This window comes from Phycisphaerae bacterium (assembly GCA_024102815.1).
GTDB lineage: Bacteria > Planctomycetota > Phycisphaerae > UBA1845 > UBA1845 > JAGFJJ01.
Genome location: JAGFJJ010000032.1, coordinates 45,387 through 65,110, shown reverse-complemented (window position 1 = coordinate 65,110; position 19,724 = coordinate 45,387). Strand labels below are relative to the sequence as shown.

The following is a 19,724-nucleotide window of genomic DNA, read 5'->3' as shown; positions in this document are numbered from 1 at the left end:
TCTACAGTGGTCTGAACGGATCGGTATCTGATTCGCTGATCGCCACGTCAACGTGAGGCAAGGCATTCGCCAGCCGATCGCGGAGCGATGCCAGGACAGGCCGCTCGCTTGCCCAATGCCCCAGTGCAATCGCTGTGCAACCCAGCCGGGAAAATGTCAGCGCGTCGTGATGGCGTATTTCACCGGTGATGATGACGTCATCCCTGCCGAGTTGCGCCTTGAGGGGCAGCGACCCTGCCGCGCCCGCGACGATTACCGCGCGGTAGATCGTTCGTTTGGGGTCTCCGACAAGTTGCACATTGGCCGTCTTGGTAGATCTCCTCAGCTTCGCCGCGAGGGCCTCGAGGGTCACCGGTCCGGGGAACATGCCCACGCGCCCGATTCCTTGAACTGGCGGAGCTTGTAGCGGATAGAGGTCGAAGGCGGGCTCTTCGTAGGGATGGGCGCTGCGCAGCGCCGCGCACACCTTCGGCAAGGACTTCTGCGGGACGACTACTTCGATGCGCATCTCGTCCACCTGTTCAAGCTTCCCGCGCTTTCCGACCGTGGGGTTCGTGGATTCCCCGCCGAGAAACGTGCCCTGTCCGGCGAGTCGATAGCTGCAATGGCTGTAACCGCCGATGTGTCCTGCGCCGGCTTCGAACAGACCGTCAGCCACGCGGTCTAGATGGTCCGCAGGAACAAAGGTGATGAGCTTGAACAGCGTTCCCGGCGGTGGGGAGGCGAACTCCAGCGGCTCCGCATGCGCCAGCCCGCACAGGTTGGAAAGCGCGTCGTTCGTTCCGCCCTCGGCCGCGTCCAGGGCGGTGTGCGGCGCGTAGATGGCGATGCCCGCCTGGATGCACCGCAGGACGAGGGACTCCATGTCGCCGTCGGACATGATCAATCGCTTGACGGGCCGGAACAGCGGTGGATGGTACGTCATCAGAAAGTCGGCTTGGGACTTGACCGCCTCATCGACCACGGCCGGGGTCAGATCAATGCATAACATCGCGCGCTGGACACGTGCGGCGCGGTCGCCGACGAGAAGCCCTACGTTGTCCCAATCCTGGGCGAGCGACGGCGGCGCGATCCTGTCCATCGCGGATTCGACGTCGGCTACCGTCGCCGCCGCTTTGCCCCTCGTTCGCCGCGGAGTCGTGCTCCGCAGCCTCTTGGGTGTTGGTCGCTTCATGACAAACCGCATTCTCTTCGTACGTAATCGGTGAACGCATTCAGCAGCCGCTTACTCATTGAGCCGACTGCGCCTTCTCCGATGTCGCGCCGCTCGATTCGAACGACGGGGAGGACCTGAAAAACAACGTTCGTCAGAAACACCTCCTCAGCTTCGAGCAGGTCGTCGATGGACAGCACCTGCTCACGCGCTTCGATCCCAAGCGCGCGGGCGAGCGTCAACGTCGTGTCGCGAGCGATTCCGGGAAGCACGGGCGTGCTCAGTGGCGGTGTCAGCAGCGCGCCGTCGCGGACGAGGAAAACGTTGCTGATGGAACCCTCTGCAAGGTGATTCAGCGTCGTAAACCAGAGTGCCTCGAAACACTGCGCCCGCTGTGCTTCTCGAAGACCAAGCAAGCGGCCGAGGTAGGACGTACACTTGTGTCCCGCAAGCGGATCGGAAGGAGATGTGCGGAAACTGCACAGCTTGACCTGTACCCCGCGGGCATAGACCTCCGGCGGGGGTTGGGCCAGCGGGCTGACTGAAACGCAGACGTTTAGACGAGGTGCTTCGGTCGAGTCTCCGCCCCGCATCGATCCGGCAGAGACGGTAAGCCGCAGCCGCGCGGAGCGCAGCCCGTTGGCCCGTATGAGCCCGGAAAGATCATCGCCCGTTGGCAGAATTTCCGGGTGCAAGACGTGCAGCAGCACCTCCGCCGATCGACGGAGGCGACTCAGATGGTCGTCCAGCCGGAAGACGCGCTCCGATTCCGCCCGCATGGTTTCGAACAGTCCGGCGCCGTGCAGCCAGCCGCCGTCGTCGACGCCGACGTGCGCCTCGCTTTCGGGGACGAGTCGGCCGTTGTAGTACACGGTAGGTGTCATGATATGGAAACCTCCACGTCGCGGGCATGCGCCGGATCTTGGGGTCCGGCCCCGAGCGCCCGGAACATGCCTGAGGCTTTCGTCATGATTTCCTCGTACTCCCGCTCGGCTACGCCGTCCGCAACGATGGCTCCGCCCGCGTAGCAGTGAAACACGCCTCGGCGATGGATCATGGTCCGGATCGCCACATTGAGCGAGAGTGAACCATCCACGCCGATGCGACCGATCGACCCACAATACACGTCGCGCGGCGTCGGTTCCAGTTCGTCGATGATCTGCATCGCCCGGATTTTCGGCGCGCCGGTGACCGATCCGGGCGGGAACGTTGCGCGAAGCAGGTCCGCCCAGCCACGCCCTTCGGCCAGATGGCCGTGGATGGTCGCGACCTGATGGAACACGGTGGGGTGCTCTTCAATTGCCGCGGCTTCGACTACGCGGATGCTGCCGGGGCGACAAACGCGGCCAAGGTCGTTGCGCATGAGGTCGACGATCATCACCAACTCTGCTCGTTCTTTCACGCAGGTCTGCAGCTCGTCGCGGTGGATCCGGTCGACGGCGGGATTGCCGGTTCGCGGACGAGTGCCTTTGATAGGGCGTGTGATCACGCGCCGCCCATCGAGCTGCAGAAAGAGCTCCGGCGAGGAGGACAGGACGGCGTAATCATCATGCACCAGCAGGGCGCCGTGAGCCGGCTGACTGATATTCCTGAGACGCATGTACGCTTCAGTGTGTGACAGTTGGGAGCGGATCGCGAACCGCTGCGTCAGGTTGACTTGATAGACATCTCCGGCTTCGATGTGTCCTTTGATGCGCGCTACGTGTCGGCAATAGGCCTCATGGCTCATGTTCGATTCAATATCAGCGGGTGGCGCCGATGACGACTCATGGCCCAACGGAATCGATCGCTCTGCGATATTCCGCAGTCGCGTTTCCTGGGCACGGAGTCGATCTCGAAGTGCCGGCCGATTGCCGGACTGGGCCGAGCTTCGCGGCCAATCGATCCCGGCGGCGTACCACCGATTCTCGAGCCGGTCATACACCGCCATGGTGTCGTAGAATCGCAGATGGGCGAGCTTCGCCGGGGAGTGTCGATGCAGAACCGGAGCGGCGTCGCCTCGTCCCAATCCGGCCTCGTAGGCGAAGTAGCCTATCCATCCGCACGCGGGTCCATTGGGCTCTGCCACGCCGTGGTAATCCCCGAGCCTCTCTTGTACTTCCTGGCTTTGGTGACCAAACAACCTCGATGTGGCTTCGTGAAGTGCTTCGATGGCGTCGCCGTCGGAGTGCGACAACCACTTGAACTCATCAACGGGGTCGTCCGCCAGTATGCTGTATCGAGAGAACCGCGGATTCCCGTAAGCGCTTTCGAGAATGGCAGTTCCGTTGCGCGGAGCCAGCGCCGCAATCGCGGCGCCGATCTCGCACCGGACGGAAAGCCGTTCGAATTCCGTGATGATGGACGGCATGGGAGCTCCGAAACCGGCGGAATTCACCGTAGGAAAGTGTAAGCGAACCGATCCCGGCTGGCACGAAGCGTCCCGCGTTGACAGCGTCGTCCGCGCGGATTAGCGTGCGCGGTTTGGCGAGGCTGATTTCACAGGATCGGGTCGAAGGAGTTGGCAGTCATGTCGCTGGGAACCCCAAAAAGACGAGGTCTGAATCTTGTCGGCGGAACTTGGGGGGCGGCCTGGGGCCTGGTGTTGTTCTCCGCCGGGGCCTTCGCCCAGACTAACCCGCCGGCGCCCACAAGTCCTGTGGCGGGCGAAGTCACCGGTAATGATGTCTACGTGCGAAGCGGTCCTAGCTCGAACTATTATCCTGTTTCAAAACTGAACGCCGGCGACCGCGTGACCGTCATCGGACAGACCGGAGAGTGGTACGAAATCGTTCCACCATCGAACGTATTCAGTTGGATTTCGGCCGAGTACGTTGATACACCGGACAACGTTCATGGTGTCGTAAACGGCAACAACGTTCTTATCCGGGCCGGGTCCGATCTTCCGCCATTCGAGCGGCACCGTTCGACACTTCAGATGAAGGTATCTCGAGGTACGGAGGTGACGATTCTGGGCGAGAGTGCCGACGGCTACCTCCGTATCCGTCCGCCGAGCGGCGTGTCGGTCTGGATTTCTTCGAGCTTGGTGAATCTTGCCGGCCATGCCCCACCCGCCGGCTCGCAACCGACTTCGGTCGATTCCAACGCGCCATCTAGCGCTCCATCCAACCCGCCGACGTCGACCGCATCGGCACCGACTCAGCGAACTCAGAGGATATCGCCCTCGCGTCGTGCAACTCCGGTGATCATTACCGGGACGGATTCAGCTCTGAAGGGGTTGCCGAGCACGCCGGAGCGATTGCAACTCGTCGAGATTGAGCGGACGATCCAGCGGGAGATGGAAAAGGACGCGGACGCGCGGGATTTCGGAACAATCAGCAAAGAGTTGCGCGCGGTTGCAGACCAGAACGACGACGAGCTTGCACAGCGATACGCAGAAGCGAGGTTGCAACAGCTTGAGGAAATGGCTTCGCTGGACGCCGCCATCGCCCAGATGCGAAAGATCGATGAGCAAAGCGAGGAACTCCGCCTCCGGTACATTCAGCAACGGAGCACGATGAGCGCTCTGACTACGCCGACGCCGGCCGGTCTGGATGCCGAGGGTGTGCTGCGGGAAAGTGCGGTTTTTGCCAACTCGGCGACGCCGAAGCGCTTACGGCTCGTCGATGTCGATGGCGACAGGCCGAGAACCATCGCGTACGTCGAGATTCCGCCGGACATGACCATCGATCTGGACAAGTACCTTGGGCATCGTGTCGGGGTACGGTCCACCTCCAGCCGTCTCCAAACCGGTACGGTCGATCCCGTTCCCGTCTATGTTGTTCGCGAACTTGTTCTGCTGGATAATGACGACGCCTCCACGCAGGATCGTGGCTGATACCGACGTATGTATTGAGCGTCGCGATGGGAGTGACCGAGATGAAACGTCAATGGAAGAGGTGGACGCGCCGTTTCGTTTCTGTAGCAAGCGCGGCTGTGCTGCTTCAGGCGGGCAGTTGCAGCATCGACCAGCAGCAGATCGTTGCCGGGCTGGCCAATTCGATCATCGGCACCGTGGTGCAAAACTTCGTATTCAGCAGCTTCAATCTGATACCGTGATGCTTCGCCCGCGGAGTCCGGCCGCGGGCGCTAGCCACCATCGGCAGCGAGACGGCTGGTGACGGCGTCGACGATCATGCGCTCCATCCGACGGTCACGCCGGGCGAATTCCCAGACGACGTTCTGTTCGGCGGTGGAACCGGCCTCCGCTTCGATTGGCGTAACTCCCGGCCGATCATCTCCCCGCCAATCCTCAGTTGCCATGCGGTATGCCTGGGACACCTGCTGCTGCACGCGCGCCCGGCAATAGACTTGGTTGGCGCCGTCCGCTTCGACCACCCGAACGTCGACAATCATGCGCTGCGGGCGCGGCGTGCTTAGTCGCGCCGAGGTGATGAAATCCACATTGCGATTCGGAATCGGAACCGGCGCGGTCTGAATCAGGCCCGCAGCCCAATCGCGCGACTCGATCTTCAGTCCCTGCTCGATCAACGCTGATTCGACCGCAGCAAGCGCCAGCTCGCGAGGCACGGAGATCTCCGGACTCAAACTGTACTCGGTTGCTCGAGGACCCGTGGCACGGCAGCCGCCCAGCAGAACGGCCGTCACGATCCAGGCGAAGAATGCCGCTCGCTCCATGCCGCAAGGCCCTTTCCCGACAGGTTATTGAGAGGCCATCTGCACGCCGGCGAGCGCGATCGCGACGTTGTCGGTGAACTCGAAGACCTTGTCCAGCCCGGTGACCAGGAACAGGCCCCAGACGTTCGTATTGATCTCGCAGAGAACCAGACGGCGCTTCTCCGTCAGCAGCTTCTTGCGTAGCTTGAGCAGCTTTGCGATGTTGGAAGAATTGACGTAGTTGACACCCTTGAAGTCCAGAATGACCGCGGTTTGTCCATCGGCCTCACCCTGATCGATCAGCGCGTTAAGATCGTCAGTAAAGGCCGGGTCGTCTTGAAGGTCTACGACCAGGATGTTGTCGGACCAGCGCTCGATGGACACAAGGTGACTCCCCTTCGGACGATGTGACCTTAACGCGGCGACGCAGCTCTGTCAACGAACTTTGAGCGAGTTCCGGAGAAGGATTTCACCATTCCACTCCCCAAAAGCGGTTTCTCATCTTTCCCGTACAAGCGAGGCGCGATCCACGCCGGCTCGCTCCAGCAGTTCGGCCGCATCCGCGATCCACCGAAGTGCATCGTTGAAGTAGCCGGCCGTCGGCCGCAACGATTCCTTCTTCGATGACCAGTATGTATTGAACGCGTACATGTAGAGTTCCCGGACGTACTTGCTCGCAATGCTGGCAAGCGCGATCGGAAGGTGCTTATTCTCTCCCCCGACGGTGAAATCAATCTCCATGGACAAGCCGTCGCACGTGACGGAATAGCGGCTCGATTCCGGAGCCTCCTCGAGGACGGAGAGATTTCCAGGCCAGGAAAGCCCGATCCACTCCCGATAATGCACGCGACCTCCAAGACGATCCACGTGTACGAGAAGCGATTCGCCGGGAACCAGCAGCCGGATCCGCTCGACGACCCGGAGCACTTGACCCAGCAAGACGACGGCCTTGTTCCGCGTGGCCCGGAGCCTCCGATTGAATTCGTCCTCCAGGAGCGTCTCACTGACCAGGGCGACGGGCACGATTCCGCCCTCCCGGCAGTCGCGGAGGACGGCGTTGGCACGTGTTCCGACGTCTCCCGTGTCCGGGGCGAGGGGCAGCGCGAACCCCGTTTCGGCATACCAGGGCTGGGATCCTGCCGCCTTCAGGGCGTGCGGGGCGAGGTATTCGAGCAGCTCGCTGAAGAATCGCGGCCGGACACCCGTTGTTGCCAGCATGACCAGGAAGGCGCGTTCAAGCAGGGACAATCCGTTCGGTCCCAAGCCAGGTTTGTACAGGATTTTGCTGTCCGCGATGGCGAGCTTGCGGCCGCGCGGCGTCGGTTTCCGGGAGCAGGTTCGACGCAACCGCGTCCACAGGCATTCCCGGGCCTGGTCATCGGGAACACGGAACGCGGTGCCGCTCACCACCAGCGGTCCGAGCATCGGGCCGTAACCCGCTTCATCGATGCCGACGACCACGGCCATGCGGTCAAGTCCTGTTCTGCATCACTTTCCGAATCCGCCCGACATGCGATCACATTGAGTCCTCGCGTGCGGAAACGATGTGAAAGCGAGGCCAGACTATGCCCACGTTCTCTGCGTGACAAGGCTTGCGCACAGGCCGCGCGTTCCTGGTTGTGATATCCTGTGATCGGATGCGTCTCACTTGCCGCCCAAGCACATGGGCTTGAGTGCCTTGAGGAGTCGCTTGCCGGTCGATGAAGAGAAATCGAGGGGGTCGCAATGAAACAACTGGTTTGCGCGACCCGAAGCGAGGCGAATGCGGTCCAGCAAACGCTCGATGCGGCGGATGCAGGTCGGTGTATCCTGGGTTGGCGCGCCCACTTTGTCGTTGATGATGATGAGGTCGCTTTCGACCAGCCCGTGGTAGGGCGGACTGAGCTGGATTCGCGTAGCCAATTCGTCCCCGAGCGGCGAGTGGAGGAAGCCCCGTAGCTGTGTTTTCGAGAGTGCGCTCCGCTCTTCGTGCGTGTCGCCGTCGTCCATCAACTCGTCGCTGAAGAGTCCGAAAATCTCCGAGGCAAAGGCCTGCGTGTCATCCAGAACACGTTGGAGCTCGACGGCCGCCCGCTGGGGATCGCGAAAAATGTCACCCAGCGACTCCGGAACCGGCATGACAAACACCCGGTGGTCGTAGGGGTAGGCCCAGCGGAGGATGGGCTCCGCGTCGGCCTCGACCACGACGGAACCGTAGCGGTCCTGCTTGTGAAGTGCGGTCAGCGTTTCGCCCAGGAGCTCAAAGATGCGTTCATCGTCGTATTCCAGCCACCGGGCGGTCGCCACGCCACAGTCGCCATTGGGCTTGGCGGACGGGGGAGGCCGGGTCTTGTCGCCGCCGGACTTGACCAGCCGGATGTAGTGCGGCGGCCGCTTCCAGAGCTGGTCGATCATGGCGCGGATGAGCGTACTCTTGCCGCAGCGTCGCAATCCGCTGACGAACGTAACGCAAAGGCCCATAATCGACTTGCTCCCAACCCCTGTCCGCTTTCGTCCGTGCGTCGCAGGCTACGGTCATCATACGCCCGACAAGACCAGATTTCACGTTGCGCAAGCGTCCGGGAAAGTGTGGTACTGTGCTGAATTGTCGCCAGTTCAGAACGAATGCCGGAATTGGCCACAGCCAGGCGAAAAGATGGGCTTCTTACCGAACGCCAAGCGGATCGGTCGAGCGGGCTTTGCGCAGGGCGAGGATCAACTCGATTTCCCCGACCGGACGCTCTTCCCGATGGGCAATCTCAGCGGCGCTGAGTCCCTGATCGGCGAGGCGGTGAATCTCGGCATGCGAATCCGGCGCTGCGTTTGCGGACGGCGCTGCATGGTTGGGATCACCCTCTGGACCATCGACGACCACGTCGAGCGCCGGGGCATGGCCGTCCGCGTTCATCGCTCGATCGAGCTTCTGGATGCGCTCGTCGGCCGCGCGAATCAGCGCCTCGAGCCTCGCGAATCGCGTGTCAAGCTGGCCATGAACCTGCCGGGCGACGCGGTCAAGCTCCAGAATGGCTTCCTCCACTTCCCGACGTGAAGCATCCGCATGGGCGTTTCGAGATTGATACAGCTCTCGCGCGTTGGGGCCGGGAAGTCCGGTGTGGGTCTGAATCCGCCGTCGAGTAATCATCATGAGAATCGTCAGGGCGACGATCAGTACGCCCAGCAGGCCCAACTGACCGGGGCTGATCCAGGCGGCAACCACGTGCACGGACTGCTCAATATGGGTTCGGGCGGCGGCGCTTTCCAGTAAGCTCATGGCATGACGTCCCTGTCGGATGAGTTCGATCGACCGCCGGGTTTAGCCGCGCCCCGGCCTGCTTTGCCACGCGAGCCGGGCGGTCTCAAGAATGACCCGCAGCGGAATTCCCTCCCGCAGGGCGGCTTCACGGCAGTCCTCGTATTCCGGACTTGCGGTGACGATTGTGCCGCCATGCTCCGCGAGCTTCACGCGAATCGGCCCATACGCCGTTTGTACGGTTTCGATGCGCCGGTGGAGCTTGGCCCGCTGCACTTGAAACTTGCGAATACCCAGCGTCGGGGTTTCGGCAAATATGATTTTCTCGAACTCGGCCGTGCGTTGCACGTCGCAGAGCACGGTCAGAAGAACGCCCGCGCGTCCCTTCTTCATCCCTATCGGCACGGTGTAGACATCCAGTGCACCCGTGGCGAGCAGCCGTTCCGTGGCGAAAGCGACCGTCTGCGGCGTGGCGTCGTCCAGATTGGTCTCCAGGATGCTGACAAGGTCGGATTCCCCGGAGGCGGACGATTCTCCGATCAACACCCGCAGGAGATTGGGGCGGTGCCGACCCTCCCGCGTCCCGGCTCCATACCCCGTGGACTGAAGCCGCATGGCAGGCACCGGACCGTAACCCTCGGCCAGCGTTGTCAGAATCGCGGCGGCGGTGGGGGTGGTCAGTTCGCCTGTTTCCTCAGAGGCCGCGATGGGAACCCCGTGGAGGAGCTCGGCCGTCGCCGGAGCGGGAACGGGCATCACGCCGTGCTCGCAGGTTATGGTTCCCGATCCGACCGGCAGGGGCGAACAGTCCACCCGTTTGATGCCCAGGAGCTCCAGGCAGATCGCCGCTGAAGTCACATCCAAAATGGCGTCGACGGCACCGACTTCGTGAAAATGGACTTGCTCCATGGCACAACCATGCACCTTGGATTCGGCCTCGGCGAGGCGTCGGAAGACGGCGATGCTCGTGGCTTGGGCCCGTTCCGATAGCGAGGACCGCTCAATGATTTCCACGACATGCTTGAGGTGCCGGTGCGGACGGGGGGCGGAAGCATCGAGCTCGACGCGGAAGCGGGTGCCGGCGAACCCCTGCTTCGAAACCTTGCCGATCTCCAGTTGGTAACCGGCGAGTCCGAGCGAATCGAGCTGACCTCGGAGGGCGTCAGGGTCGGCACCGGCGTCAATCAGGGCCGCCGCGATCATGTCGCCGCCGGCCCCGCTGAAGCAATCGAAATAGGCAATCCTCATGGTTCTGCTCTGATATTTCCGTACGACGCTACCGGCGGGGGATGTCCATTGCAATATGGATAGATCCGCCGTCCGGGATGAACCGAGCCGAGGCTTCGGCGAGGCGGGAGCCGGACAAGCCGGGCGGCGGTCGGCTGAGCAGGGGTACCAGAAAGATCCCGTTTGCTGTGGAATTCTGGTTCGAAGTCTCGGCGATCCCCTGCCGACTCAGTGTCCGTTGGAGTCAGGGAATCGGCGGGCTCCGGGCGTGGAAAAAAACGCAATAATTATCCTCAGAAAATCGTTGACTTTTTCTGTCCGTACGGTTTAATCCCCGCGCAATGGTGGTCCCGCGCGATGAGTCACAGTATCGCCCGTGTGTAACTCGGTCGGGGACGAAGCGGCGGCGTTCACCTGAGGTTGTCCAAGAGAAAATGGACGAGCACTCCTGCGGCTCCGAACCGGAGCCTGGCGGTTACCGCCCCATCGTAGCGTCCCTTACTGTGCTGGATAACACGCCTCCGATACTCCCGCCGAGGAACGGGAACGCGCGCAGGCGACGATCGACGGGTCAGCGTGCTCGTGCGCCAGGCGCCGAGCAGCCAAGTCCGATCATCGACGAGTTCCGCCGGAACTTCTATCCCGAAGCAACGATCGAGGAGTGGAGTGACTGGCGCTGGCAGTTGCGCAAACGCATCCGCGAACTCGACGGATTGGAGCGCATCTTCTCGCTCTCAACGGATGAACATTCGGCAGTTGAAGCGCTTGGCGGTCGCTTGCCGGTTGGGATCACGCCATACTACGCGGCGCTGATCGATCGGAGCGATGCCGACGACCCTCTTCGCAGGACGATGATTCCGCTACCGGGTGAGTTCATCACTGGGCCGGGGGAAGCCGACGATCCGCTCGCAGAAGACGCCTACATGCCCGTTCCGGGGCTGGTTCACCGCTATCCGGATCGCGTGCTCTTTCTGGTAACGAACTTCTGCGCGACCTATTGTCGTTATTGCACAAGGGCGCGGTTGGTCGGGCAGACCGGTGAGTACCATTTCAACGCGCGCCAGTACGAAGAGGGTATCGAGTACATCAGGAGCCATCCCCAGATCCGCGATGTGCTCCTTTCCGGCGGCGATCCGCTGACGATGAGCGACGACCGCATCGAGTGGATTCTGTCGCGATTGCACGATATTCAGCACGTCGAATTCTTGCGCATCGGATCCAAGATCCCTGTGGTGTTGCCGCAGCGGATAACGCCGGCACTGTGTAACATGCTTCGGCGTTACCACCCGTTCTGGCTGAGTATCCACTTCATGCACCCCAGCGAAATCACGCCCGAAGTGGCCCGGGCCTGCGGGAGGCTGGCGGACGCCGGAATTCCCCTTGGGGCGCAGATCGTTCTGACCCGTGGTGTAAACGACGATGTGGACACCATGAAGCGGCTCGTCCTCGGACTGCTTCGCATTCGCGTCCGCCCATACTACATCTACCAGTGCGACCCCATTGCCGGCTCCGCCCACCTGCGGACGCCGATCGAGAAGGGACTCGAGATCGTCTCCGGACTGCGCGGCTACGTAACCGGGTATGCCGTCCCGACGTTTGTCGTGGACGCTCCCGGCGGCGGCGGAAAGATTCCCATTTATCCTGAGACACTGGCCGGGCGCGATGGGGAGTTTGTCGTGTTGCGGAATTACGAGGGGAAGACGTTCAGGTATTACGATCCGGAAACGCAGGTGTCCCGTGGCTAACGAAAGCGGCGGTTCGCAGCTCTGGGGCTGTGCCTTGCACGCCCGGATGGGAAAGACGTGTTGCCAGGAGTGCGAAGTCCTTGTCACCGTCGGCGATAGGCAGCGAATCGCCGAGCAGACCGGCCGGGAGGATTTCTGGGAGCACAAGGCTCCGGACAATCCGGCCTATCTCGATCAGGACGACGACCCCAACTGGTTGAAATGGGCATTCCGGCCCGATGGAACGCGTCCCGTGCTCAAGCGCCATTCTTCCGGCGATTGCGGATTCCTCGGCCCGGAGGGATGCGTATTGTCCTTGGAAATCAGGCCGATTGTCTGTCGCCTGTTCCCCTACACGTACACCGAGCGGGGCATTGACGGCGTTTCGGATGCTTGTCCGAAGGAAGTCATTCCGCCGGGCAGCACCATACTTCAGGTTCTGGACATGCGTCGCGAAGACGCCGACCGATGGCACGCCCAGCTCTACGCGGAGCTGCGCACCGGGACATCATGCGATGAAAATCGGGCTTACCTACGATCTGCGTGACGCATACCTTGCCGCGGGCTACAGCGAGGAAGAAACGGCCGAGTTCGATCGCGGGGAAACGATCGACGAGTTGCAGTCCGCGCTGGAATCGCTCGGACATGACGTGGATCGCATCGGCCATGTTCGTGAATTGGCCGCGCGCCTCGTATCCGGCGATCGCTGGGAACTCGTGTTCAACATCGCCGAAGGGCTCCGTGGCTTCGGACGCGAGGCGCAGATTCCCGGGCTTCTGGATGCATTCGAGATTCCTTACACCTTTTCCGACCCGCTCACCTCATCTCTGACGCTGCACAAGGGCTTGACCAAGCGTGTCCTTCGGGATTGCGGATTGCCCACGGCTCCTTTTGCGGAGGTAAGTGACGAGGCGGATGTGGATCATGTCGACTTGCCGTATCCGCTTTTCGTCAAGCCCATCGCGGAAGGAACGTCCAAGGGAATCGACGGAACGTCGCGCGTCAGCAATATGGATGAGTTGCGCCGTGTTTGCCGGCGGATCATTCGCGACCTGCATCAGCCTGCGCTGGTAGAGAGCTTTCTCTCCGGGCGGGAATTCACCGTGGGCGTTACGGGAACGGGACGGCAGACTCGCGCGGTCGGCACGCTGGAGGTCGAGCTGCTTGCCGGTGCCGAGGACCACGCCTGCACCTATGTGAACAAGGAGCGCTGCGAAGAGCTTTGCCGGTACGCGCTGGCGCCGCGATCGATCGCAGAGGACGCTGAATCGATCGCCATTGCCGCTTGGAGGGCTTTGGGCTGCCGAGACGGCGGCCGGGTCGATCTGCGCGCCGATGCAGCGGGCTCGCTCCATCTGCTCGAGGTGAATCCACTGCCCGGGTTGCATCCCACGCATTCTGACCTGCCCATGCTTTGCACGGCAGTCGGAATGCCCTACCACGAGCTGATCGACAGAATCGTCCGTTCCGCCATGCAGCGCATTCCGAGCGACGGCCGCGCTGTTCGTGCTGCGGCGGTGGCGGCGCCGGCATGAACGTGGTAATCCTGCACGATGTCGTCACTGACGCCAGTCGGCCGGACGAGGCGGACGGGCTGCATCAGGCGGACCTTGTCGAAAGCGCCTTGGCCAAGCTCGGGCACCGCGTGCAGCGCATGGCCGTGGGTCTCGATCTTGAAGGACTCTCGCAGCAACTCGAATCCGCCAGGGTTGATCTGCTGTTTAACCTCGTGGAGTCCGCTGGGGGATCGGGGAGGTTCATCTCATTCGTCCCGGCGTTACTCGAGGCCCGGAGGTTGCCTTTCACCGGAAGTGGAAGTGCTGCGGGCTTTCTCACGACCAACAAACCACTGGCCAAGTCGTGGCTGGTTCAGGGGGGCATCCCGACGCCAGCCTGGCGGCTGCGCAGCGGAACGTCGCCATGCGATTTGTCTGTCCCGGCAACCTGTATCATCAAGCCCGTCTGGGAAGATGCTTCCGTCGGCGTGGATGATAATTCGATTATCCGTGTCGATAGCCTGAAACAAGTTGATGCGGCGCTGCAGCGTGCATCCGAACAATGGGGCGATGTGTTCGCCGAACAGTTCGTCGAAGGCCGCGAGTTCAATCTATCCCTGCTCGCCGCAGGCAGCGGTGCGGTGGAAGTTCTGCCTGTGGCCGAGATTCAGTTCATGGACTACCCTCGAGAAAAGCCGCGTATCGTCGGCTATCGGGCCAAGTGGGATGAACGCTCCTTCGAGTATCATGCGACGCCGAGGCGATTTGAATTCCCCTCGTCGGACGGGCCGCTTCTGGAGCGACTTCGCGATCTCGCCCGGGGATGCTGGCGACTCTTCGATCTTCGGGGTTACGCCCGCGTGGATTTTCGCGTGGACGAACACGGACGGGCCTGGGTCCTGGAAGTCAACATGAACCCGTGCATCTCGCCAGACGCCGGCTTCATGGCCGCCGCGCAGCAAGGCGGATTATCTTCGGAAAAGGTGATCGAGCGCGTCGTCGCCGCCGCGGTGGTATTGCCAACACGACAAGACGAAACTCGCCATGCTTAGAATCCGTCGCGTCTTCGATGATCTGCTTCCCATCGACGCCCGCGAAATCGCCGCTGTGCAGCAGATGCTCCGCGACCAGTTTCCGGGCATTTCCGAAGAGGAAATCGAAGGCCTGCCCCAGAAGCTGCGGAATCCCTTCAAGCACAAGTTCAGAGCCTTTCTCTACGTTTGCGACGATACCCAGGGTAATGTGCGCGGCGCAGCCCTGATCTCCCACGAGCCGGAATTGCGATTCTGGTTCATGGACTACCTTGCGGCGGTCACGCGCGGGACGGGCGGTGGCGTGGGTGGGGCCTTGTACGGCAGGGTGCGAGAAGAAGCGGCGGCCGGCAAGTCCATCGGAGTTTTCTTCGAGTGCCCTCCGGACGAACCCGAACTTGTTTCCGATCCGGCTCTTCTGAAGCAGAACATCGCCCGACTGCGCTTCTATGAACGCTTCGGTGCCCGCCCGCTGATTGGAAACGACTACGACGCCCCCCTCAGACCGGGACAACGGGATCTTCCGTTTCTCATGTACGATGATCTTGATTCCGGCAGGCGAATCGGAGTGGAGGAAGCCCGGCGCATCGTCCGGGTCATTTTGGAGCGAAAGTACGGTCACATCTGTACGCCCAAGTATATCGCCGGTGTGATTGCTTCCTTCCGGGACGACCCCGTCGAGCGCCGCCCGTTCCGATACATCACGCCGGAGTCGGAGCACATGCCGTCCACGGCGCCGAAGGCGCCTGTCCGGGCGCGCATTGCCCTGGTGGTCAATGACAAGCACGACATCCACCACGTTCGCGAGCGGGGCTATGTCGAAGCGCCGGCGCGCATCGCGGCGATCCGCGCGGAAATCGACAAGACGGGCCTGTTCCACGAAGTGCGACCGCGCGACTTCGGCGAGAAGCACATTCTTGCCGTCCACGATCGCGGGTTTGTCGAGTACCTGAAACGGGCGTGTGAGTCGATTGCTCCGGGAAAGTCCGTCTATCCGTATGTCTTCCCGATTCGCAATCAGACGCGACCTCCGAAAGAGCTCCTCGTGCGCGCCGGTTACTACTGCATCGACACCTTCACGCCGCTCAATCGCAACGTGATCCCCGCGGCCAAGCGCGCCGTCGATTGCACGCTTACCGCTGCGGAGGAGCTCCTCAGGGGGGAACGCTTGGCCTACGCGCTGGTTCGTCCGCCGGGCCACCACGCGGAACGGAAGTCGTTCGGTGGATTCTGCTACTTCGCCAACGCGGCGATTGGTGCTCATTTCCTGACGCAGTACGGCAAAGTGGCGATCCTGGATATTGACTACCACCACGGCAACGGCCAGGAGGAGATCTTCTGGAACCGCTGCGACGTTCTCACGGTCTCCATTCACGGACACCCCAGCTTCGCATACCCCTACTTCAGCGGATTCGAGGAAGATCGCGGCGGCGAAGGTGCGGAAGGGTTCAACGTCAACCTTCCTCTGCCGGAGAAGATTCCCGTGCAGCGCTACCACGCAACGCTGAAAAAGGCGCTGGCAAAAGTCCGGGCGTTTGCGCCGCGCTTTCTCGTCGTGGCCTTGGGCTTCGATCCTGCCAAAGGCGATCCTACGGGGACGTGGACACTCGGCCCGCGCGACTTTGAGGAGAACGGCCGCCTCATTGGCCGGATGAAGATCCCCACGCTGATTGTCCAGGAAGGTGGCTACCGGACCCGCACGCTCGGAATCAACGCGAGGTCGTTCTTCACCGGCTTGGCGGAAGGACAGTTCGCGACAGACGATACGGCGACTACCCGCCCGGCGACCACAAAGGAGCGGAAATCTGCCCCTGGGGAGGGCCGGCCGCAATGACAGCGCATGGTCAGGAGTCGAACACGCGTATCGAGTTCCGCGACAAATTGCGCCCGACTGACGTTCCCGCTATCCGAAGTATCGTGGAAGCAACCGGGATGTTCAGCGCGGAGGAAGCTGACGTCGCTGCGGAACTGGCCGAGGAGTTCCTTCAGCGGGGCGACTCCTCCGGCTATCGCTTTGTCATCGCGGAATCGGCCGGCTCCGTTGTGGGATACGCCTGTTTCGGGCCGATTCCCTGCACGCGCTCGAGCTTTGATCTGTACTGGATCGCGGTCGATCCCCACAGCCAACGACTCGGCCTCGGGCGCCGGATCATCGGGCAGGTGGAGTCTCGTGTCGTCTCGACCGGCGGAACGCGAATCTACGTCGATACCGCCGGCCGAGACGAGTACATCCCAACACGGGCCTTTTACGAACGGATGGGCTACGTCTGCGCGGCCGTATTGCCGGATTTCTACGCCCCGGCTGATGCCAAGGTCATCTATGCGAAGGTGCTTTGAATTGAAGGAGAGTTCGGCGGGGCACCGAGCCTTAACCTTTCCCTGAGCTTTACAGCGGGCGACGCGACTCGAACGCGCAACATTCAGCTTGGAAGGCTGATGCTCTACCAATTGAGCTACGCCCGCAAAGCGCCTCCACCTGAGGCCGTGTCGGACGCTGCTTCACACGAGAACGCGCAGCCCGCGCCGGACACGACAAGGAAGATAACGGTTTCGCACGGCCGAACAAGTCCCCCGCGGCGGATTCCACTGCCGTAGAAGCGGGTGTTCACGCGTTCCGCCTGCTCCGGCAGGAATCTGGGCTTCGGCGCACGGCATTGCCGGCGAAGGGGCTCGCGCCCGCGTTTCGCCACATTCGTTGAATGATCTGTCACGCAGGTGCCGAGGACCGAGCATTTGCGGAACACCACGCAAAAGCGGCCAGGGCCACGACGTAACAGGCCGCACCCACCAGGAACGCCGTCGAGATCCCGCTGGCGAGGGCGATCGCCACGCCGAGGACTGAAGCACAGACGGATGTCGCCCCGTTCATGCCCCATAGCCACGGCGTGATGGCCGGTGCCCGGCGCGTCGCCAGACGCATTCCCAGCGGGAATGCCATCCCCATGAACATTCCGACGGGAAACAGCGCAAGCACCGACAGAAGGATCCGAAAGCTGGTGGCCGCACCCTCGTATCGCCGCATGAGCATCGGCATGAGTACGGCAAACGCTCCCAGGCTTACCAGGATCAGCAGCAGGCGGTTCAGCGTGCTGCGGCGGAGTCGATCGTCATCGACGCGCCCCGTCAGGAAGCTGCCGATTCCGCTCGAGACCAGCAGCGTAAAGAGAAGTACCGACAGCCCGTAGGTCGGGTGGCCGAGAAAGACGATCATTCGTTGGACCTGCGCGATCTCGACCAGCATGAAACCCAGCCCGATTGCGCAGAAGAAAACGAAGAAGGGCAGAGAGCCCCGCAGGTCGCCGCGGCGGGTTGTCAGGGCAAGCGGCAGAACAATGCACGCGGCCGACAGGAACACCACGCACACGAACAACCCGGCCACCGTCAGCACCGCGACGACGTTGGGCGTATTCGGACCCTGTTTCCACAATTCCGGACGGGCCGCGTCCTTGAGCCGAAGCATCTGGAAAAAGAACGGCTTGTCGTCGGTGGGCGGCGCGATGTTCAGCGGATACTCGGCATATAGCTCCGGCAAGTCAGTCGCCCGGGCGATGCGCGCGAGATTCTCATCGTCCCCGAGTTCGGGTGTGAGGACGATTTCGAAGTCCATCCGGTCCGCCCATTCCTTCAGGGCCGTCAGTTCGTTCGCGGTGAAGGGGGTTCGATTCAGCAATAGCGTCCCGACACCGACTCCATCCGGCAATTCGCGCGGTATCCACCACGGCGTCTGGCGGAAGATCTTGCGGATGATCACCAGATGATCTCGCGGATTCTCGATCCCCGCGGCGGCGAGCGTCTCGGCCGCCAAAGCCGTGAGGCGGTACATCTCCGCGGGGCGGTGTTCAAAGTACCAGCGTGACACGGAGAGTAATCCCGCCGGCGCCAGGCGGCTGAGGAAAAGATCCCAGGCTTCCCGCGTGTAGAGCTGGTTCTCCGAGAGCACGAACGCTCCGGCGGCGGTCGCGGCCCACGTATCGATCAGCGAGAGCTGGATGATGTCGAAATGCCGATCGGTCCCGGCCAGAAAGCTGCGGGCCTCGTCGTGAACGAATTGAACACGGGGATCACGGTCCAAGTGCCCCGTGAACTCCCCGTACTTTCCGATTGCCGTCTCGAGAATGTTGCCGTTGAGCTCCACTGCCAAAACGGCGCGCTGGTCGAACGCGAGGGCGGAGAGAACGTCGCGGCCGCCCCCCGCGCCGATGACGAATACGTCGGCGTCATGCCGGACGATGTGGGCCGCGTTGGTTACGTCAAAACGCAGGTGTTCGACTTTCCGGAAGTCGCCGTCGAAACGTGTCATGGGCGTCCCGGCCAGGCCGTCGATCAGCAGCATGTACTGATCAACCGAGAAATCCGCCGGCAGCTTGTCGCTGAGGCCCCAACCGAACGGCTTGCGGTAGGGCTCGCGATTCCGCTTGGAGTCGCCCAGTACCGTGACGCGCGAGAACGAGTTCCATTTCTCGTACAACGGTGGAGGGGATTCGAGCTGGCCCTTTACCCACATGAGGCGGATGAGCGGCGACTGAAGGCGGACGAGCTCCGCGTGAAGGAGTGCAAACGCCGCAATCGACAAAGCGACCGTGAGCGTCGCCCGCCGGACTTGCCGCTGGCCCGCGTCCAGGGCGAAACACCATGCTCCCATTCCCGCAATCGCGGCAATGAAAAGAACCGTCGTCGGACCGTCGCTGAACGGAAGCATCAATACGACAAGGATGCAGCCGGTTGCCGCGCCGATCAGATCGGCGGCGTACAATTGGCCCACCTGCGAGGGAAACCGGGTCAGCGCCGCGGCCATGCAGATCCCGCTGAAGACGAATGGTACGGCGATCACGAAGTACTTGAACCCGATGGAGAACAGGCCGGTGAGCGAAAAGTGAAATACCGAAGGGACAACCAGTTGGACCAGGAAGCAAATGACCAGGGAGACGGAAAACGCCAAGGCGCTGAGCGCCATTTGCCGCCTCACGCGCTCGTCCGTGAACTTTTCCGGGAAGAGATAGATCAGGATGGCTCCCACGGTCATCCCGAACATCGCCACGGAAATGGCCATGAAGGCGAAATGGTAGAGCATGGTCACGCTGAAAATGCGCGTGAGCAGGACTTCGTGGCTTAATGTCGCCAGGGCGACCAGAAACAGCCCGACGTAGGTCGAACCGCTTGCGCGTAGAGGCTGGCTCAAGGAATGTCTCTCCGATGAATCAGGCCCAATGAGGCGTTTGGCAGCGGCGCTTCTCGCCGGAACGCCGAAGCAGCGTAGTCTACCGGACC

At 62.1% G+C, this 19,724-nt stretch carries 18 protein-coding genes and 1 tRNA gene; 8 read left to right on the top strand and 11 right to left on the bottom strand.

Annotation, left to right across the window (positions count from 1 at the left end; all coding sequences use genetic code 11):
• Position 1 precedes the first annotated feature (1 nt).
• The 3 genes from J5J06_08910 to pabB are packed head-to-tail and all read right to left on the bottom strand — an operon-like array spanning position 2 to position 3,503.
• Entirely contained in the window at positions 2 to 1,174 is a 1,173-nt protein-coding gene (locus tag J5J06_08910; GenBank protein ID MCO6437192.1) for a Nif3-like dinuclear metal center hexameric protein, read from the bottom strand.
• Positions 1,171 to 2,037, bottom strand: a complete 867-nt coding sequence (locus J5J06_08905) for an aminotransferase class IV family protein (GenBank protein ID MCO6437191.1) — start codon at positions 2,035 to 2,037, stop codon at positions 1,171 to 1,173. Before J5J06_08905 ends, J5J06_08910 begins: the two co-directional genes overlap by 4 nt.
• The gene (gene pabB / locus J5J06_08900) at positions 2,034 to 3,503 is read right to left on the bottom strand and encodes an aminodeoxychorismate synthase component I (protein MCO6437190.1); all 1,470 of its coding nucleotides are present in this window, start codon (positions 3,501 to 3,503) and stop codon (positions 2,034 to 2,036) included. The genes J5J06_08905 and pabB overlap by 4 nt, the downstream gene beginning before the upstream one ends.
• 159 nt (positions 3,504 to 3,662) lie before the next feature.
• On the opposite strand from pabB, the gene J5J06_08895 reads away from it, so the two are divergent.
• Positions 3,663 to 4,970, top strand: a complete 1,308-nt coding sequence (locus J5J06_08895) for an SH3 domain-containing protein (GenBank protein MCO6437189.1) — start codon at positions 3,663 to 3,665, stop codon at positions 4,968 to 4,970.
• Positions 4,971 to 4,996: 26 nt separating this feature from the next.
• Positions 4,997 to 5,191 (top strand): hypothetical protein, encoded by a 195-nt coding sequence (locus J5J06_08890; GenBank protein ID MCO6437188.1) that lies wholly within the window; start codon positions 4,997 to 4,999, stop codon positions 5,189 to 5,191.
• Between the two features lie 30 nt (positions 5,192 to 5,221).
• Here J5J06_08890 and J5J06_08885 read toward each other — a convergent pair whose 3' ends face one another.
• The 6 genes from J5J06_08885 to larC form a co-directional block, all read right to left on the bottom strand.
• Entirely contained in the window at positions 5,222 to 5,770 is a 549-nt protein-coding gene (locus J5J06_08885; protein MCO6437187.1) for a hypothetical protein, read from the bottom strand.
• Positions 5,771 to 5,794: 24 nt separating this feature from the next.
• On the bottom strand, positions 5,795 to 6,133 hold the full coding sequence (locus tag J5J06_08880; protein ID MCO6437186.1) for an STAS domain-containing protein: 339 nt from the start codon (positions 6,131 to 6,133) through the stop codon (positions 5,795 to 5,797).
• 114 nt (positions 6,134 to 6,247) lie between these two features.
• Positions 6,248 to 7,216: a hypothetical protein gene (locus tag J5J06_08875; GenBank protein MCO6437185.1), complete on the bottom strand. Its 969-nt coding sequence runs from the start codon at positions 7,214 to 7,216 to the stop codon at positions 6,248 to 6,250.
• Positions 7,217 to 7,393: 177 nt separating this feature from the next.
• The gene (locus J5J06_08870) at positions 7,394 to 8,209 is read right to left on the bottom strand and encodes a hypothetical protein (protein MCO6437184.1); all 816 of its coding nucleotides are present in this window, start codon (positions 8,207 to 8,209) and stop codon (positions 7,394 to 7,396) included.
• A 184-nt stretch (positions 8,210 to 8,393) separates the two neighbouring features.
• Positions 8,394 to 8,999, bottom strand: coding sequence for a hypothetical protein (locus J5J06_08865; protein ID MCO6437183.1), 606 nt, complete (start codon positions 8,997 to 8,999; stop codon positions 8,394 to 8,396).
• A gap of 42 nt (positions 9,000 to 9,041) precedes the next feature.
• Positions 9,042 to 10,226, bottom strand: coding sequence for a nickel pincer cofactor biosynthesis protein LarC (larC, locus tag J5J06_08860; protein ID MCO6437182.1), 1,185 nt, complete (start codon positions 10,224 to 10,226; stop codon positions 9,042 to 9,044).
• A gap of 413 nt (positions 10,227 to 10,639) precedes the next feature.
• On the opposite strand from larC, the gene J5J06_08855 reads away from it, so the two are divergent.
• From J5J06_08855 to J5J06_08830, 6 genes are read left to right on the top strand one after another with little or no spacing between them, the layout of a single operon-like run.
• Positions 10,640 to 11,950 carry a KamA family radical SAM protein gene (locus J5J06_08855; protein MCO6437181.1) on the top strand — a complete coding sequence of 437 codons (1,311 nt, stop codon included), beginning with the start codon at positions 10,640 to 10,642 and terminating at the stop codon, positions 11,948 to 11,950.
• Positions 11,951 to 11,996: 46 nt separating this feature from the next.
• Positions 11,997 to 12,476, top strand: coding sequence for a hypothetical protein (locus J5J06_08850; GenBank protein MCO6437180.1), 480 nt, complete (start codon positions 11,997 to 11,999; stop codon positions 12,474 to 12,476).
• Positions 12,445 to 13,464, top strand: coding sequence for a D-alanine--D-alanine ligase (locus J5J06_08845; protein MCO6437179.1), 1,020 nt, complete (start codon positions 12,445 to 12,447; stop codon positions 13,462 to 13,464). The genes J5J06_08850 and J5J06_08845 overlap by 32 nt, the downstream gene beginning before the upstream one ends.
• On the top strand, positions 13,461 to 14,477 hold the full coding sequence (locus J5J06_08840; protein ID MCO6437178.1) for a D-alanine--D-alanine ligase: 1,017 nt from the start codon (positions 13,461 to 13,463) through the stop codon (positions 14,475 to 14,477). The genes J5J06_08845 and J5J06_08840 overlap by 4 nt, the downstream gene beginning before the upstream one ends.
• Positions 14,470 to 16,290, top strand: a complete 1,821-nt coding sequence (locus J5J06_08835; protein ID MCO6437177.1) for a histone deacetylase family protein — start codon at positions 14,470 to 14,472, stop codon at positions 16,288 to 16,290. The genes J5J06_08840 and J5J06_08835 overlap by 8 nt, the downstream gene beginning before the upstream one ends.
• Positions 16,287 to 16,793 carry a GNAT family N-acetyltransferase gene (locus J5J06_08830; GenBank protein ID MCO6437176.1) on the top strand — a complete coding sequence of 169 codons (507 nt, stop codon included), beginning with the start codon at positions 16,287 to 16,289 and terminating at the stop codon, positions 16,791 to 16,793. The genes J5J06_08835 and J5J06_08830 overlap by 4 nt, the downstream gene beginning before the upstream one ends.
• 53 nt (positions 16,794 to 16,846) lie before the next feature.
• Here the strand turns inward: J5J06_08830 and J5J06_08825 are convergent.
• Both J5J06_08825 and J5J06_08820 read right to left on the bottom strand, forming a co-directional pair.
• Positions 16,847 to 16,919 (bottom strand) — tRNA-Gly (locus J5J06_08825).
• Positions 16,920 to 17,163: 244 nt separating this feature from the next.
• Complete coding sequence (locus tag J5J06_08820; GenBank protein MCO6437175.1) at positions 17,164 to 19,635, bottom strand: hypothetical protein; 2,472 nt, start codon at positions 19,633 to 19,635, stop codon at positions 17,164 to 17,166.
• Positions 19,636 to 19,724: the final 89 nt, after the last annotated feature.